Source organism: Methylobacterium sp. E-045 (assembly GCF_022829685.1).
GTDB lineage: Bacteria > Pseudomonadota > Alphaproteobacteria > Rhizobiales > Beijerinckiaceae > Methylobacterium.
Map to the genome: position 1 here is coordinate 189,014 of NZ_JAKSYE010000085.1, position 14,888 is coordinate 203,901.

The 14,888-nt window shown below is 71.8% G+C and carries 14 protein-coding genes; 13 read left to right on the forward strand and 1 reads right to left on the reverse strand.

The annotated features are described in order from the left end of the window. The first annotated feature begins 29 nt into the window (after positions 1-29). The 9 genes from MKK51_RS14515 to cobJ are packed head-to-tail and all read left to right on the forward strand — an operon-like array spanning position 30 to position 10,120. A complete protein-coding gene (locus MKK51_RS14515) occupies positions 30-809 on the forward strand; it encodes a CbtA family protein (RefSeq protein WP_243978191.1) in 780 nt (259 codons plus the stop codon). Further along, complete coding sequence (locus MKK51_RS14520) at positions 802-1,224, forward strand: DUF1636 family protein (RefSeq protein ID WP_243978193.1); 423 nt, start codon at positions 802-804, stop codon at positions 1,222-1,224. The genes MKK51_RS14515 and MKK51_RS14520 overlap by 8 nt, the downstream gene beginning before the upstream one ends. After that, the gene (cobW, locus tag MKK51_RS14525; protein WP_243978195.1) at positions 1,221-2,255 is read left to right on the forward strand and encodes a cobalamin biosynthesis protein CobW; all 1,035 of its coding nucleotides are present in this window, start codon (positions 1,221-1,223) and stop codon (positions 2,253-2,255) included. Before MKK51_RS14520 ends, cobW begins: the two co-directional genes overlap by 4 nt. After that, complete coding sequence (locus MKK51_RS14530; RefSeq protein ID WP_243978197.1) at positions 2,252-3,193, forward strand: DUF4349 domain-containing protein; 942 nt, start codon at positions 2,252-2,254, stop codon at positions 3,191-3,193. The genes cobW and MKK51_RS14530 overlap by 4 nt, the downstream gene beginning before the upstream one ends. Positions 3,194-3,206: 13 nt before the next feature. Beyond that, positions 3,207-6,590 (forward strand): cobaltochelatase subunit CobN, encoded by a 3,384-nt coding sequence (cobN, locus tag MKK51_RS14535; RefSeq protein ID WP_243978199.1) that lies wholly within the window; start codon positions 3,207-3,209, stop codon positions 6,588-6,590. Beyond that, positions 6,587-7,948 (forward strand): hypothetical protein, encoded by a 1,362-nt coding sequence (locus MKK51_RS14540; protein WP_243978201.1) that lies wholly within the window; start codon positions 6,587-6,589, stop codon positions 7,946-7,948. Before cobN ends, MKK51_RS14540 begins: the two co-directional genes overlap by 4 nt. Further along, positions 7,945-8,577 (forward strand): precorrin-8X methylmutase, encoded by a 633-nt coding sequence (locus tag MKK51_RS14545; RefSeq protein WP_227435308.1) that lies wholly within the window; start codon positions 7,945-7,947, stop codon positions 8,575-8,577. The genes MKK51_RS14540 and MKK51_RS14545 overlap by 4 nt, the downstream gene beginning before the upstream one ends. Next, entirely contained in the window at positions 8,577-9,368 is a 792-nt protein-coding gene (locus MKK51_RS14550; protein WP_279601137.1) for a precorrin-2 C(20)-methyltransferase, read from the forward strand. The genes MKK51_RS14545 and MKK51_RS14550 overlap by 1 nt, the downstream gene beginning before the upstream one ends. Then, complete coding sequence (gene cobJ, locus MKK51_RS14555) at positions 9,365-10,120, forward strand: precorrin-3B C(17)-methyltransferase (RefSeq protein WP_243978202.1); 756 nt, start codon at positions 9,365-9,367, stop codon at positions 10,118-10,120. Before MKK51_RS14550 ends, cobJ begins: the two co-directional genes overlap by 4 nt. A gap of 170 nt (positions 10,121-10,290) precedes the next feature. Here cobJ and MKK51_RS14560 read toward each other — a convergent pair whose 3' ends face one another. Beyond that, positions 10,291-11,028: a cobalt-precorrin-6A reductase gene (locus tag MKK51_RS14560; RefSeq protein WP_243978212.1), complete on the reverse strand. Its 738-nt coding sequence runs from the start codon at positions 11,026-11,028 to the stop codon at positions 10,291-10,293. Between the two features lie 47 nt (positions 11,029-11,075). Between MKK51_RS14560 and cbiE the strand changes: the two genes are divergently transcribed. The 4 genes from cbiE to MKK51_RS14580 are packed head-to-tail and all read left to right on the forward strand — an operon-like array spanning position 11,076 to position 14,885. Next, positions 11,076-12,290, forward strand: a complete 1,215-nt coding sequence (cbiE, locus tag MKK51_RS14565) for a precorrin-6y C5,15-methyltransferase (decarboxylating) subunit CbiE (protein ID WP_243978222.1) — start codon at positions 11,076-11,078, stop codon at positions 12,288-12,290. A gap of 56 nt (positions 12,291-12,346) precedes the next feature. Beyond that, a complete protein-coding gene (locus MKK51_RS14570) occupies positions 12,347-12,781 on the forward strand; it encodes a cobalamin biosynthesis protein (RefSeq protein ID WP_243978224.1) in 435 nt (144 codons plus the stop codon). Next, entirely contained in the window at positions 12,778-13,560 is a 783-nt protein-coding gene (cobM, locus tag MKK51_RS14575; RefSeq protein WP_243978226.1) for a precorrin-4 C(11)-methyltransferase, read from the forward strand. Before MKK51_RS14570 ends, cobM begins: the two co-directional genes overlap by 4 nt. Next, positions 13,557-14,885: a cobyrinate a,c-diamide synthase gene (locus MKK51_RS14580; protein WP_243978229.1), complete on the forward strand. Its 1,329-nt coding sequence runs from the start codon at positions 13,557-13,559 to the stop codon at positions 14,883-14,885. Before cobM ends, MKK51_RS14580 begins: the two co-directional genes overlap by 4 nt. Positions 14,886-14,888 lie beyond the last annotated feature (3 nt).

The following is a 14,888-nucleotide window of genomic DNA, read 5'->3' on the forward strand; positions in this document are numbered from 1 at the left end:
GCCTCGCGCTCAGGCAGGATCCAAGACTCATGATTATCCGACTCGTGTCGGCGGCCCTGGTCGCCGGCTTCCTCGCGGCTGTCGTCGCCACGGGCTTGCAGCTCGCCCTCACCTCGCCGCTGATCATCGCGGCCGAGCGTTACGAGAGCGGCGAGGCCACGGCACCCGCGGCACAGTGGATGCCGCGCGGCGCCTCGCCGGCTTCCCTCATCGTGCCCGTCCATTCGAGCCACGACCACGGAGGCAAGAGCGACAGCGTCGAAGGCGGCGAGGTCGCTCCGGCCTGGCAACCCGGCCCAGGCCTGCCGCGCATGGTCTTCACCGCCCTCGCCACCCTCGTCGGCGGCGTCGGCTATGCCCTGCTGCTGGGCGCGGTACTCATCGCCTGCGGAAGGGAGCCTAACCCGGAGACGGGCCTGCGCTTCGCCATCGCGGGCTTCCTCGCGGTCGCCCTCGCCCCGGCCCTGGGTCTCCCGCCGGAATTGCCCGGCATGGAGGCGGCCCCGCTCGCCGAACGCCAGTTCTGGTGGATCATGACCGCGGCCGCCACCGCCATGGGGCTCTACCTCATCGCGATCCGCCGCTCCCCCATCGCCATCGCGGGAGGGATCGTGCTCCTCGTCGCACCGCATCTTGCCGGGGCACCGGAGACGAGCCACACCGCCTCCGCCCTGCCGCCGGGCTATGCGGCGCAGTTCGCGGCGCGTTCGCTCGGCATCGCCTTCGTGTTCTGGGCGGTGATCGGCCTCGCCTTCGGCTGGGCCTGGAACAGCGTCGGGCGCAAGAGCCCGGCGATGTCCGATGCCTGACGAGGACATCCAGGCCGCTCACCAGGTCGTACTCTACGTATGCGCCACCTGCCGCTTGGCCGGCGACACCTCCGAGCCCCGCGCCGGGGCCCGCCTGGTCTCGGCGCTGCGCGATGCGGTGGCGGAAGCCGGCACCGCCGGCGTCGCGGTCGAGAGCGTCGACTGCCTCTCGGTCTGCAAGCGTCCCTGCACCGTCGCGGTGGCGTCGGAGGGTCGCTGGACCTACGTCTACGGCGACCTCGACCCGATCGAGTCCGCCAAGACCATCCTCGCGGGCATCGGCCTGTATGCGGAGACCCCGGACGGTCTCGTGCCCTGGAAGGCGCGGCCGGAAGCGTTCCGCAAAGGCGTCGTCGCCCGCATTCCCCCATTTCCTCCGCCCAGCGCGGACAGAATTTCGGATGCAGCCGAATGAGCATCGTCGAGAAGATCCCCTGCACCATCGTCACCGGCTTCCTCGGTGCGGGTAAGACGACCCTGGTGCGCCACCTCGTGGAGAATGCCGGCGGCCGGCGGCTCGCCATCATCGTCAACGAGTTCGGCGATATCGGCTTCGACGGGTCGTTCCTCGCCGCCTGCGGCATCGAGGGCTGCCAGGACGAGGACATCGTGGAGCTTGCCAACGGCTGCATCTGCTGCACCGTGGCCGACGATTTCGTCCCCGCCCTCAACAAGCTCCTCGACCGGACGGACCCGCCCGAGCACATCCTCATCGAGACCTCGGGCCTCGCGTTGCCCAAGCCTCTGGTCCAGGCTTTCCATTGGCCGGCGATCCGATCGCGGGTGACGGTGGACGGGGTGATCGCGGTGATCGACGGCCCCGCCGTAGCGGCCGGCTTCTTCGCCGACGATCCGGAGGCCCTCGCCGCCCAGCGCGCCGATGATGCCAGCGTCGACCACGACAACCCGCTCGAAGAGGTGTTCGAGGACCAACTCCTCTGCGCCGACCTCGTCGTGATGAACAAGGCCGACCTCCTCGACGAAGTCGGCAAGGCCAAGGTCCGCGCCGAGGTCGAGCGCCAGTTGCCTCGCGCGGTGAAGATGGTCGAATCCGAGCACGGTCGCCTGGACCCGCGCGTGATCCTCGGCCTCGGCGCCGCCGCCGAGGACGATCTCGACGCCCGCCCTTCCCATCACGGCGAGGGCGAGGACCACGATCACGACGATTTCGACTCCGTCGCGATCCCCGTGCCGGCCGCGGCGAGCGCCGAGGATCTCGCCGCTCGCGTCGCCCGCGCCGCCGAGACCAGCGGCGTCCTGCGGATCAAGGGCTTCGCCGAGGTCACCGGCAAGCCGATGCGCCTCGTGGTCCAGGGCGTCGGCGCCCGGATCGCCCATCATTACGACCGCCCCTGGCGGGCGAGCGAGAACCGCGACGGCCGACTCGTGGTGATCGGCCTCAAGGGCTTCGACCAGGGGGCGGTGGCGACCGCCCTGGCGGGGTGAGCGCGTTGGCGGCCCGGACGGTCCGGCGGATCCCGGCGCGCGGGTGCCGCCGCCTCGTGGCCGCGTCCGGCCTGGCGGCTCTCGCGGCGCTCGGTGGCTGCTCGGATTCACGCCCGCCCAAGCAGGAGTTTCAAGCCTCTGACAGGCGGGCGATGGCCCGCCTCAATCCGGTCGCCCGTCCGCTGGCTCAGACGAGCGACGTGAAGCTCGCCTATACCCACGACTTGACCATCGGATTGCCGCCCCAGCGGGTGACCGCGCATTTCGAAGCCGCGCGCGACCGCTGCCTGAACGAGGCGGCCCTGAAGTGCATCCTCGTCGCCGCGTCGATCGACGACGGCCAGAGGCCTTCGGGCCGCCCGCAGGCGCAGATCCAGGTCCGGCTGCCTCACGATTCCGTCGTGCCTTTCATGGCCTTCGTCACGGCTCCCCTCCCCGGCGAGGCGGCGGGCGAGGTCGTGCTCCGGAGCCAGTCGACGCGCGCCGACGATCTCACCGATGCCATCGAGGACGGCGGCCGGCGCTTGGCCCAGCTCACCGCCTATCGGACCCGCCTCGACGCGATCGCCGCACGGCCGGACCCTCGGGTGGAGGATCTGATCCGCATCGCGCAGGAATTGGCGCAGGTTCAATCCCAGATCGAGGAAGCCGACGCCAAGCAGCGCGGCTTGAACCAGCGCGTCGACACGGAGCTCGTCTCCGTCGCCCTGCGTTCCGACGAAGCGCGTGCCGGGCCCCTCGCCCCCGTGGAGGAGGCATGGGACCAGGCGGGCCAGACCTTCGGTACGAGCGCCGGATCGGCCTTGCGCTTCGTCGTCGCCGGCCTGCCGTGGCTTCCGCTGGTGCTGGTCGGCCTGCTCCTCCTTCGCGCGCTGTGGCGCCGGCGCGGCGGCCGAAGCGCCGAAACCGGGCGGTCGCCCTTCAAGGCACAGCCATGACGGCACGCCGCCCATGCATCTGATCCGCGTCGACACGGTCTCCCTCGACGAAGGCGAGGCCGCCATCGATCTGGGCCAGGCGCCCGGCGACATCGTGTTCCTGTCCTTCACCGATTCCGACCTCTCCGGTATGGCCGGCGCGCATGCGGCCGAGAGGGAAGCGGCGGCGCTGGACCCGGCGGCAGGCGACGTCCCGACGCTGCGCCTCGCCAAGCTGGCGCGACTGCGCCATCCGATGTCCGTCGATCTCTACGTGGACGGCGTCATCGCGCGCTCGAAGTTCGTGGTCATCCGCTGTCTCGGCGGCCTCGATTATTGGCGCTACGGCATCGAACGCGCCGCCGCCGCGGCCCGCGCGAACAGCGTGAAGCTTGCCGTGATTCCAGGCTGCGACAAACCCGATCCCCGACTCACCGCCTTCTCGACGGTGGCGCCCGACCTGGCGGAGACGCTGGAGGGCTATTGCCGTGCCGGCGGATCCGACAACCTGCGCCGGATGATCCGGCGCCTCTCCCGCGAGATCGGGCATGCGGTCGAAGCCCTGCCGCCGGTCGCCCTGCCGCGCGGCTTTGCCTGGTGCCCCGGCTGCGGACCGCTTCCGCACGAAATCGCCCTCGCCGCCGCCGGGCCGGACCGCCCCCTCGCCCTCATCCTGGTCTATCGCTCGGCCGTGCTCGGCGGCGACACCCGCCCCGTGGCCGACCTCATCGCCGCCCTGGGCGAGCGCGGGATCGGAGCCGTTACCCTCGCACTCGCGAGCCTCAAGGACCCGTCCGCCCTCGATGCCGTGCGGGCGACGCTCACCGCGCGCAGCCCGGACATCGTCATCGCGGCGACAGCCTTCTCGGCGCGCGAGGATGCCGGCTTCATCCTCGATGCAGCCGACGCTCCCATCCTCCAGGCCTATACGATCGGGGCTTCGCGGGAGGCATGGGAAGCCTCGGCACGGGGCATGAATGCCGCCGATCTCGCCATGCAGGTCGCGTTGCCCGAATTCGACGGACGGCTTTCCGGTTTTCCGATCTCGTTCAAGGAGGACGGACCGGAGCTCGATGGGTTCAGCGAGCGTCGCGCCGTGCCCTTCCCGGCCGGCATCGCGGCCCTTGCCGACCGCGCCTCGGCCTGGATCGCGCTGAAACACCGGCCCCGCGCCATGCGCCGCCTCGCCCTGGTCCTGTCCGACTACCCCGCCCGAGGCGGCCGGGCCGGCTTCGCCGTGGGACTCGACACGCCGGCGAGCGCGGGAACCATCGCGGAAACGCTGCAGCAGGCCGGCTATTCAATGGGCTCGCTGCCCGAGCCGGACGCTCTGATGCACGCGCTGACGAAGGAGGCGCCGACCTTCGTGGTCCCGCTTGCGGCCTATCGCGGCTGGCTCGCGGCGCTGTCGCCAGACGAGCGCGACACGCTCCATCGACGCTGGGGCGCGCCGGAGGCCGACCCGGTCTGCATCGACGGGGCGTTCCGCTTCGCGATGGTCGTGGCCGCCTCGTCTTCCCCCCCACGGCCTCGTTCCGAGGTCGGTGATGGGACGAGGGGGCGCCTCGCCGTCTTCCTGCAGCCCGATCGTGGCCGGGCGACCGACCGCAAGGCCGGGTATCACGACCCCGACGAGCCGCCGACTCACGCCTATCTCGCCTTCCATCTCGGATTGCGGGAGGGGTTCGACGCCCTGATCCACCTCGGCACCCACGGCACCACCGAATGGCTGCCGGGTAAGGCGGTGGCCCTGTCGCCGGACTGCTGGCCGGCGCGGGCGATCGGGCATCTGCCCGTGATCTACCCGTTCATCGTCGACGATCCCGGCGAGGCGGCCCCGGTGAAGCGCCGGCTCGGCGGCATCGCGCTGGGCCACCTGACGCCCCAGACCGAATGCGCCGGCTTGACCCCGGAAGCCGCGCGGCTGCGCGAACTCGTGGAGGAGTATTCCTCGGCCAGCGTCCTCGACCCCCGCCGGGCCGAGATCATCGCCCGCGCGATCCTCGACGATGCGGCCGATGCCGGACTGCTTTCCGGCGCCGGGATCGACGCCGACACCCCCATGGCCGACGCGCTCACCGCCCTCGACGCACATCTGTGCGACCTCGGCGAGGTGACCACCCGCGATGGTCTCCATGTGTTCGGATCGGCACCGGACGATGCGCCGGACCCTGTGAAAGCCTGCGCGGCTGCCGAGCGCGAGGGGCTGCTTGCGGCCCTCGACGGACGCTTCGTTCCCCCTGGCCCCGCCGGCTCGCCCTCGCGGGGCCGCACCGACGTGATGCCCACGGGGCGCAACCTCACCACCCTGGATCCGCGCAGCCTGCCGACGCGGGCCGCCACCCTGCTCGGCGCGAAAGCCGCCGATGCGGTGGTGCGGCGCTACCTGCAGGACGAGGGCGAGTATCCGGCCCGCATCGTCATGGATCTCTGGGCCTCCCCGACCCTGCGCACCGGCGGCGAGGATGTGGCCCATGCCCTCGCGCTCATGGGCGTGCGCCCGACCTGGGACCACGCCTCCACTCGTGTCACCGGATTCGAAGTGCTGCCGCTCGCCCTCCTCGACCGGCCGAGGATCGACGTTACCCTGCGCGTCTCGGGCGCGTTCCGCGACACCTTTCCCGAGACCCTCGCCCTCCTCGCCCGCGCGGCGTCCGCCGTCGCCGAGCGCGATGAGGAGGACGACGAGAATCCCCTCGCCGCCGCGCGACGCCGGGGGGAGGCTCCCGACCGTGTCTACGGCGCGGCACCCGGCCGCTACGGCGCCGGTGCCGGCGAACTCGCCCTCGATGGAGCCTGGCAGAGCCGCGACGATCTCGGCCAAGCCTATCTCGTTGCCACCTCGCATGCCTATGGCGGGACCGAGGACAGGGCCGATGCGGGCTTTGCCGCTCGCGTCGCGCAGGCCGACGCCTATGTCCACGCCTTCGACGTCGCCGAGCGCGACCTCCTCGACGGCGACGCCGCGGCCGATGCCATGGGCGGGTTCTCCGCCGCCGCCGCCCTCGGCGGCCGCGCGCCCGCGCTGTACAGCCTCGACGTCGCCGACCCAGAGAAGCCCAAGGCGCGGACCGCCCGCGAGGATGCGGCGCGCCTCATCCGTGCCAAGCTCGCGAACCCGCGCTGGATCGCGGCGCAGCTGCGCCATGGCTATCGCGGCGTCCAGGAACTGGCGCAGGGGATCGACACGGTCTTCGTCCTCGCCGCCGCCACGAACGCCATCTCCGACGCCGATCTCGACCGTCTCTACGGCGCGATGATCGCCGATCTCGACACGTTCGATGCCTTGCGCGCGGCCAATCCCGATGCCGCCCGCGCCATCCTCGAACGGTTCGACGAAGCGCGCCGGCGCGGCCTCTGGACCACCCGCCGCAACGCCATGGCCGCCGACGAGCTGATGCCGGAGGCCGCCGAATGAGCGCGCCGCGCCGCGTCTCGCCGGAGCCCGCGCGCCGGGGCTGGTGCCCGAGCCTGGCCCGGCCGATGCCGACCGGCGATGGATTGCTCGCCCGCGTGCACCCGCCCCTCGGCATCCTCACGCCTGCGCAGGCGCGGGCGGTGGCGGAGGGCGCGCGCAGCCACGGCAACGGCCATATCGACATCACCGCCCGGGCGAACCTGCAGGTCAGGGGCGTCACCGAGGCGACCCGCTGCGGCCTCGCGGAGGCCCTCAGCGGGGCAGCCCTCAGCGACGTGCGTGGCGATGGCGGGCCGCAGCGGCTCACCCTGACCGCGCCGCTCGCCGGCCTCGAAGAGGCGCGCATCGACATCCCATCCCTGGCCGGGGCAATCGAGGCGATCGGGCTGGCGATCCCATGGCTTCCGCCCAAGACTCTGGTCGCCGTCGAGGCGGCGGAGTCCGGCGCCTGCCTAGGCGCGGCGCAGCCCGATTGTCACGTGGTCGCCACGGCGGAGGGCATGGTGTTGCACCTGGCGGGCGACGCGGCATGGTGGCACGTCACGGCCGAAGACGTGCGGACTGTCCTCGACGCCGCCCTGCGCCGGCTCGCGGAGAGCGGGCAGCGCCGGATGCGGGACCTATCCTCAGGGGACAGGGGCGGGCTGGTGCTCGGCCTGGGCCTGCGCCCCGCAACAGCCCCGGCCGGCGCATCGCTCCCACGCCCTGGCCTCCTTCCCCTCGACTCACGTCTTCTCGCTACGCGCAGGCAGCACGGGTCCCCTCTCCGAGAGGGAGAGCCCCGCGGCGCACCACGCCCGAGCGACCACACGTCCATCGCCCTCCTGGTCGACGCGCCCTTCGGCCGCTGCACGGCGGACGCCCTGGAATCCCTCGCCGACGCGGCCGAGTGCCTCGGCGGGGAGCCCCTACGGCTCTCGCCCACGCGGGGGTTTCTCCTCGTCGCCCCCGACGTGGCGGCGGCAGAGGCGGTGCGAACCAGTCTCGCGGCGGCAGGCTTCCTGACGGAAGCCCACGATCCGAGGCGGGCCGTTGCCGCCTGCCCGGGAGCGCCGGCCTGCGCCTCCGGCTCGACGGCGACGCTTGTGGACGCGGCGCGGCTGGCCGACGCCTTCGAAGCCTTCGCGGCACGGGGCATGTCGGCCCATGTCTCCGGATGCGCCAAGGGATGCGCCCATCCCGCCGCCGCGTCGCTCACCCTCGTCGGGCGCGATGGTCTCTATGGCGTCGTCCTCGGCGGCCGGCCCGATGCATTGCCGGCGACGCTCCTCACTTTCGACGCGGCGCTGGAGCGGGTAAGGAGGGCCGATCCGGCCTATCCCGACACTCTCGCCCACGCTTTCAGGACACCCACATGAGTTCGCGCCTCGACTATCTGCGCGACGGACAGGCGATCTACGCCCGCTCCTTCGCCATGATCCGCGCCGAGGCCGACCTCGCCCGCTTCTCCGGCACCGCCGAACGCGTCGTCGTGCGGATGATCCATGCCTGCGGCATGACCGACCTGCCGAAGGACGTCGAGGCCTCCGAGGATTTCGCCGCCAGCGGCGAAGCCGCCCTGAAGGCCGGCGCGCCGATCCTGTGCGACGTGCGCATGGTCGCCGACGGCGTCACTCGCTCGCGTCTTCCTGCCGACAACAGGGTGATCTGCACCCTCACCGATCCGCGCGTGCCCGGCCTCGCCGCCGAAATGGGCACCACCCGCACGGCCGCCGCCATGGAACTGTGGCGCGAGCATCTTCCCGGCAGCATCGTCGCCGTCGGCAACGCGCCGACCGCCCTGTTCCGTCTGCTCGAACTGTTGGATGAGGGTGTCGCCCCGCCGGCTGCGGTCATCGGCATCCCGGTGGGATTCGTGGGTGCCGCCGAATCGAAGGAGGCCCTCGCCCGCGACGGCCGGGTGCCCTTCATCGTCGTTCACGGCCGGCGTGGCGGCAGCGCCATGACGGCATCCGCGATCAATGCCCTCGCCAACGAGATCGAGTGATGGATTCGAGCGAGCGGCTTCCCCCCGCAGAGCCGGCGGATTTCGGCGAGATCCCGCGCACGGTCACCACCGGTACGCTCTATGGCGTCGGCATGGGGCCGGGCGACCCGGATTATCTCACCGTCCGCGCCATGAAGGTCCTCGCCGAGGCGCCGGTGCTGGTCCATTTCTGCAAGAAGGGCCGGCGGGGCAATTCCCGCACCATCGCCGACGCGGTGATGCGTGACCCGGTTCGCGAGATGCCGCTGGTCTACCCCTACACCACCGAGCTTCCGCCCGAGCATGGCGAGTACGTCTCCGCTCTGGCCTCCTTCTACGACGATGCGGCAACGCGGATTGCCGACCATCTCGGGGCCGGGCGCGACGTGGCGATCCTGTCCGAGGGCGATCCGTTCTTCTATGGCTCGTTCATGCATCTGTGGCGGCGCCTGAAGGACCGTTTCCCGGTGGAAGTGGTGCCCGGCGTCACCGGCATGTCCGGCTGCTGGACCAGGGCCGGCACCCCGATCACCTGGGGCGACGACGTACTGACCATCCTGCCGGCGACACTCGGCCATGACGCCCTGGTGGAGCGCCTGCGCATCACCGACGCCGCCGTCATCATGAAGCTCGGCCGCCACCTGCCGAAGGTGCGCAAGGCCCTGGCCGAGACCGGCCTTCTCGACCGCGCCGTCTATGTCGAACGCGGGACGATGGCCGGCGAGAAGGTGATCGCGCTGGCCGACAAGCCGGACGACGACGCCCCTTATTTCTCCATGGTCCTGGTGCCCGGAGAGGGACGGCGCCCGTGACCGGCTCCGTCACGGTCGTCGGCCTCGGGCCGGGCGATCCGCGTCTCCTCACCCAGGCGGCGAGCGAGGCCCTGGCGCAGGCCCAGGACCTCATCGGCTACATTCCCTACGTCGCCCGCGTTCCCGACCGTCCGGGGCTGACGAAACACGCCACCGACAACCGGGTCGAGATCGATCGCGCCGGCCATGCCCTCCGGCTTGCCGCCTCCGGCCGACGGGTCGCCGTGGTGTCCGGCGGCGATCCGGGGGTCTTCGCCATGGCGGCGGCGATCTTCGAGGCGGTGGAGACCGGCGAGCCGGAATGGCGACATCTCGCCATCACCGTCGAGCCCGGTATCACGGCGATGCTGGCGGCCGCCGCCCGCCTCGGCGCGCCGCTGGGGGGCGATTTCTGCGCGATGTCCCTGTCCGACAACTTGAAGCCCTGGGAGGTCATCACAGCCCGGCTGGAGGCCGTCCTGCGAGCGGATTTCGTGATCTCGCTGTACAACCCGATCTCCTCGGCCCGACCCTGGCAGCTCGGCGCGGCCCTCGGTCTGGCGGCGGAGCACCGCCCGCCCGAGACGCCGGTCATCTTCGCCCGCGCGGTGACGCGGCCGGACGAAGCGATCCGCGTGCTCACCCTGGCGCAGGCACGTGAGACCAAGGCCGACATGGCAACGATGGTCATCATCTGTGCGTCGAGCACCCGGCTGATCCCGCGCGGTGATGCGACGCCCTTCGTCTACACACCGCGCAGCGTGCCGGCGTGAGGGCGGACGGTCGGATCGTCTCGAACCCTCACCCCCCTGCGGGGGAGGGTGCCTGCGGAGCAGGCAGGAGAGGGGGCGACCTCTCCGGAACCGGCGCTCCCCTCTCCCGAACCGCTTCGCGGGCCACCTTCCCCCACGGAGGAGGGAAGGAAATCCGTGACGAGGGCCGCTCAGCCGTCAAGGCGCTCCTGCAGCCACGCCAGCGCGCCCTCGGCATCCGGCACACTGTCCACGTCGGGCTTATCGGGCGGGCGCACGATCACCACCGGCAGACCGAGGGCGCGGGCGGCGGCGATCTTGCCGTAGGTGGCGGGACCGCCGGAATTCTTGGTAACCAGGATCTCGATTCGCCGCTCGGCGAGGAAGGCCGCCTCGGCGGCCTCGTCGAACGGGCCGCGCGCGGCGATCTCGGTGAAGCGCGGCACCGGCAGGGCATCGCCGATGGGCTCGATGGCGCGGACCACGTAATCGTGCTGCGGAGAATGCGCGAAGGCGCCGACCTCAAGCCGGCCGATCGTCAGGAACACCCGACGGGGCGTCTCGCCGAGGGCGAGGGCGGCCTCCGCCATGGTCTCGACCTCGGTCCAGCGATCTCCCTGCCTCCGCTCCCAGGCCGGGCGGCGGATGGCGAGGAGCGCCACACCGGTCCCCGCGCAGGCGAGCGCCGCGTTGCGGCCGATCCGCGCCGCGAACGGATGCGTGGCATCGATCACCACCTCGATCCGATTCTCGGCGATCCAGGCGGCGAGGCCCTCGGGCCCGCCGAAGCCGCCGATGCGGGTGGGGACCGGTTCGCGCTTCGGTACGCTGGTGCGGCCGGCGAGCGAGAGGGTGGCGTCGATCCTCGGATCAAGTCCCTTCACCAGGGTGCTCGCCTCGCTGGTGCCGCCGAGGATCAATACCCGCATCGTCGCCGTCTCCTTATCCGGCAGGCTTGTCCATGAGCGCCGCGCCCATGTCGAGCACCGCCCCCTGGCTCACCATCGTCGGGATCGGCGAGGACGGCCGCGCGGGCCTGAGCTCCGCCGCCGCCGCCGCGCTCGACGCGGCGGAGGTCGTGTATGGCGGTAGTCGCCATTTCGCCCTCGGCGCACCGCTGAAGGCCGAGACGCGGGTCTGGCCGCGCCCGATCTCCGATGCCTATTCCGGCCTCCTCGCCCGGCGTGGGCGGTCGACCTGCATCCTCGCCACCGGCGACCCATCCCATTACGGCGTCGGCGCCGAGATCGCGCGGCTGCTGCCGGCCTCGGAGATGCGGGTCTTCCCGCAACCCTCCGCCTTCAGTCTCGCGGCGGCGCGCCTTGGCTGGCCGCTCGCCGAGAGCACCTGCCTCACCCTGCACGGTCGGGCCCTGGAGAGGATCGTGCCGCATCTCCAGCCTGGCGCGCGCCTTCTCGTCCTGACATGGGACGGGACGACGCCGGAGGCCGTCGCCGCCTTGCTGACGGAGCGCGGTTTCGGCTCGTCGCGCCTCGTGGTTCTGGAGGCCATGGGCGGCCCGCGCGAAGGGCGGCACGAGGCACGGGCCGACGCCTTCGCCCTTACCGGCATCGATCCGCTCAGCACCCTGGCGGTGGAGGTCGTCGCCGATGGGGACGCGCGCGTCGTCTCCCTGAGCCCCGGCCTCGACGATGCCTGGTTCGAGAATGACGGCCAGCTCACCAAGGCCGATATCCGCGCCGTGACCCTCGCCGCCCTGCGGCCGCGCGCCGGCCAGCGTCTCTGGGACATCGGCGCGGGAGCCGGCTCCATCTCCATCGAGTGGATGCTGCGCGGGTCCAGTCTGCGTTCGCTTGCCATCGAGGCGAACCCGGCGCGGGCGGCGCGGATCGCCCGCAACGCTGCCCGTCTCGGCGTGCCCGACCTGCGCGTGGTGGAAGGCGAGGCGCCCGCCGCCCTCGACGGATTGGAACCGCCCGACGCAATCTTCATCGGTGGCGGCGTCTCGGCCACCGGCGTGCTCGACCGCGCCATCGACGCCCTGAGACCGGGGGGCCGGCTGGTCGCCAACGTCGTCACCCTGGAGGGCGAGGCGGTTCTGCTCGGAGCCTTTGCCCGTCTCGGTGGACAGTTGAAACGGCTGTCGGTCGCCCATGCAGACCCGGTCGGCCATCTCCACGGCTGGCGCGCCGCAATGCCGGTGACGCAGTGGGTCTGGACGAAGCCGTAATGGCAGCGGTGCGGCTTATCCTCCCCTCTCCCCGCAAGCAGGGCGAGGGAATGCACATGGCGCCTCCGCATCGCGACGGTTCCGACACGCGGCCGCCCGTTGCCGGGATCGGGTTCCGGCACGGGGTCACGTCCGACGAGATCGTCGCCCTGGTCCACCGCGCGCTCGCCGAGAGCGGTCATGCGCCGAACCGGCTCGGCGCGATCGCCACCGCCGAAGACCGCGCGACCGAGCCGTCGATCGTCGGGGCCGCCGCCGCGTTCGGCCTCGTCCCCATCGGAATGGCACCCGCCGAGATGATCGCCGTCGATTGCGGCGTGCCAACGCGCTCCGGGCGGATCGAGGCGAGCCGGGGGGTGGGCTCGGTGGCGGAGGCCGCGGCGCTGGCCGCCGCCGGCGAGGGTGCGACCCTGCTCCTCCCCCGGATCTCCTCCCGTTCCGTCACATGCGCCCTTGCGCTTCCCGCGCATTTCGCCACTCAGGCGGGATGACCGTTCATTTCATCGGCGCCGGCCCCGGGGCCGCCGACCTCATCACCGTGCGCGGGCGCGATCTCATCGCGCGCTGTCCGGTCTGCCTCTATGCCGGCTCGCTGGTGGCGCCCGAGATCCTCTCCTGGTGCCCGGCCGATGCGCGCATCGTCGATACCGCGCCCCTCGACCTCGACGCGATCGTGGCCGAGATCGTCGCCGCGCACGAGGCCGGGCAGGACGTGGCGCGGCTGCATTCGGGCGACCTCTCGATCTGGAGCGCACTGGCCGAACAGACCCGCCGGCTCGACCGGATCGGCATTCCCTACACGGTAACGCCGGGCGTGCCCGCCTTCGCCGCCGCCGCCGCCCTGCTCCGGCGCGAACTCACCGTGCCGGGCCTCGCCCAGTCGGTGGTCCTGACCCGCACCTCCGGCCGCGCCAGCGCCATGCCGGAGCACGAGACCCTCGCCGCCTTCGCCGCCACCGGAGCGACCCTGGCCCTGCACCTCTCCATCCACGTCATCGAGACCGTGGTGGCCGAGCTCGTGCCGTTCTACGGGGCGGATTGCGCCGCCGCAGTGGTGTTCCGCGCAACTTGGCCGGACGAGCGCGTGATCACCGGTACCCTCGCCACCATCGCGGAGGCCGTGCGCACCGCCGGCCTCGAGCGCACCGCACTGATCCTCGTCGGCCCGGCCCTCGCGGCCCGCGAGTTCCGCGAAAGCGCGCTCTATTCCGCCGATTACGACCGGCGCTTCCGTCCCACGGGTGGGCCGATCCCCGGAGCCGAGGCATGACAACGCCACGCTCATCGCATCCGCCGGGCCTCCTCGTCGCCGCTCCACGGTCGAGTTCGGGCAAGACCACGGTGACGCTTGCGCTGATGCGGGCGCTCGCCCGGCGCGGCCTTGCCGTGCGCGGCGCCAAATGCGGGCCGGATTACATCGATCCGGCCTTTCATCAGGCTGCCACGGGCTATCCCAGCGTCAACCTCGACAGTTTCGCCATGCCGGATGCCATGCTCGATTCGGTGGCGGCGATGGCGGGTCGCGATGCCGACATCGTGATCGCCGAGGGCTCCATGGGCTTGTTCGACGGCATTGTCGCCACCGAGGGCCGGACCGGCGCCAATGCCGACATCGCCGCGCGCTACGGCTGGCCCGTGTTGCTCGTCGTGGATGTCTCCGGTGCCGCCCAATCGGCCGCTGCGGTGGCACTCGGCTGCGCGCGGTACGATCCGCGCATCCGCATCGCCGGCGTCGTCCTGAACAAGGTCGCCAGCGCCCGCCATCGGCGTCTGGTCGAGGCCGGCCTCGCGCGGATCGGCATTCCGGTCCTCGGGGTGCTCATGCGCGATGCGACTCTCGCTTTACCCGAGCGTCATCTCGGTTTGGTCCAAGCTCGCGAGACGGGCGATCTCGCCGCAAGACTCGACCGCCTCGCCGATCTCGCTGAAGCCGGCCTCGACCTCGACGCCATCCTCGCGGCCGCATCGGGCCGCCTGCCGGACGTATCGGATGCCGTCCTGCCCCCTCCCCCGGGGCAGCGCATCGCCATCGCTTCGGATGAGGGCTTCTCGTTTCTCTATCCGCATATGGAGGCGGGCTGGCGCGCAGCGGGCGCCGAACTCGTCGCCTTCTCTCCCCTCGCCGACGAGGCGCCCCCGGAAAGCTGCGACGCCTGCTGGCTGCCCGGCGGGTATCCGGAGCTTCATGCCGGGAAACTCGCGGCGGCCAACCGGTTCCTGAACGGCCTCCGGACCTTCGCCGACCACAAGCCCGTCCATGGCGAGTGCGGCGGCTACATGACTCTCGGACTCGGGCTGGAAGACGCGGCGGGCGTCACGCATGCAATGGCGGGCCTGCTCCCCGTCGCGACCTCCTACAAGGTACGCCGCCTGCATCTCGGCTACCGCGTCGCAAGGCTCATCGGCGATGGTCCCCTCGGGCGAGCCGGATCGCGCCTCGTCGGGCACGAGTTCCACTATGCCAGCGAGTTGACCCCGTCTCCGGCCGAGAATGCCGCCCTCGCGATGGTCACGGACGCGGAAGGCGTTCCACTGGGGATGGCCGGCCACCGATGCGGCCGGGTGTCGGGAAGCTTCTTCCACCTTATCGGATGACTG

Bases quoted from the DNA above. Each gene is read 5' to 3' on its own strand.
- MKK51_RS14515 (WP_243978191.1), top strand. From the start codon at position 30: ATGATTATCCGACTCGTGTCGGCGGCCCTGGTCGCCGGCTTCCTCGCG.
- MKK51_RS14520 (WP_243978193.1), top strand. From the start codon at position 802: ATGCCTGACGAGGACATCCAGGCCGCTCACCAGGTCGTACTCTACGTA.
- cobW (WP_243978195.1), top strand. From the start codon at position 1,221: ATGAGCATCGTCGAGAAGATCCCCTGCACCATCGTCACCGGCTTCCTC.
- cobN (WP_243978199.1), top strand. From the start codon at position 3,207: ATGCATCTGATCCGCGTCGACACGGTCTCCCTCGACGAAGGCGAGGCC.
- MKK51_RS14540 (WP_243978201.1), top strand. From the start codon at position 6,587: ATGAGCGCGCCGCGCCGCGTCTCGCCGGAGCCCGCGCGCCGGGGCTGG.
- MKK51_RS14545 (WP_227435308.1), top strand. From the start codon at position 7,945: ATGAGTTCGCGCCTCGACTATCTGCGCGACGGACAGGCGATCTACGCC.
- MKK51_RS14550 (WP_279601137.1), top strand. From the start codon at position 8,577: ATGGATTCGAGCGAGCGGCTTCCCCCCGCAGAGCCGGCGGATTTCGGC.
- MKK51_RS14560 (WP_243978212.1), bottom strand. From the start codon at position 11,028: ATGCGGGTATTGATCCTCGGCGGCACCAGCGAGGCGAGCACCCTGGTG.
- cbiE (WP_243978222.1), top strand. From the start codon at position 11,076: ATGTCGAGCACCGCCCCCTGGCTCACCATCGTCGGGATCGGCGAGGAC.
- MKK51_RS14570 (WP_243978224.1), top strand. From the start codon at position 12,347: ATGGCGCCTCCGCATCGCGACGGTTCCGACACGCGGCCGCCCGTTGCC.
- cobM (WP_243978226.1), top strand. From the start codon at position 12,778: ATGACCGTTCATTTCATCGGCGCCGGCCCCGGGGCCGCCGACCTCATC.
- MKK51_RS14580 (WP_243978229.1), top strand. From the start codon at position 13,557: ATGACAACGCCACGCTCATCGCATCCGCCGGGCCTCCTCGTCGCCGCT.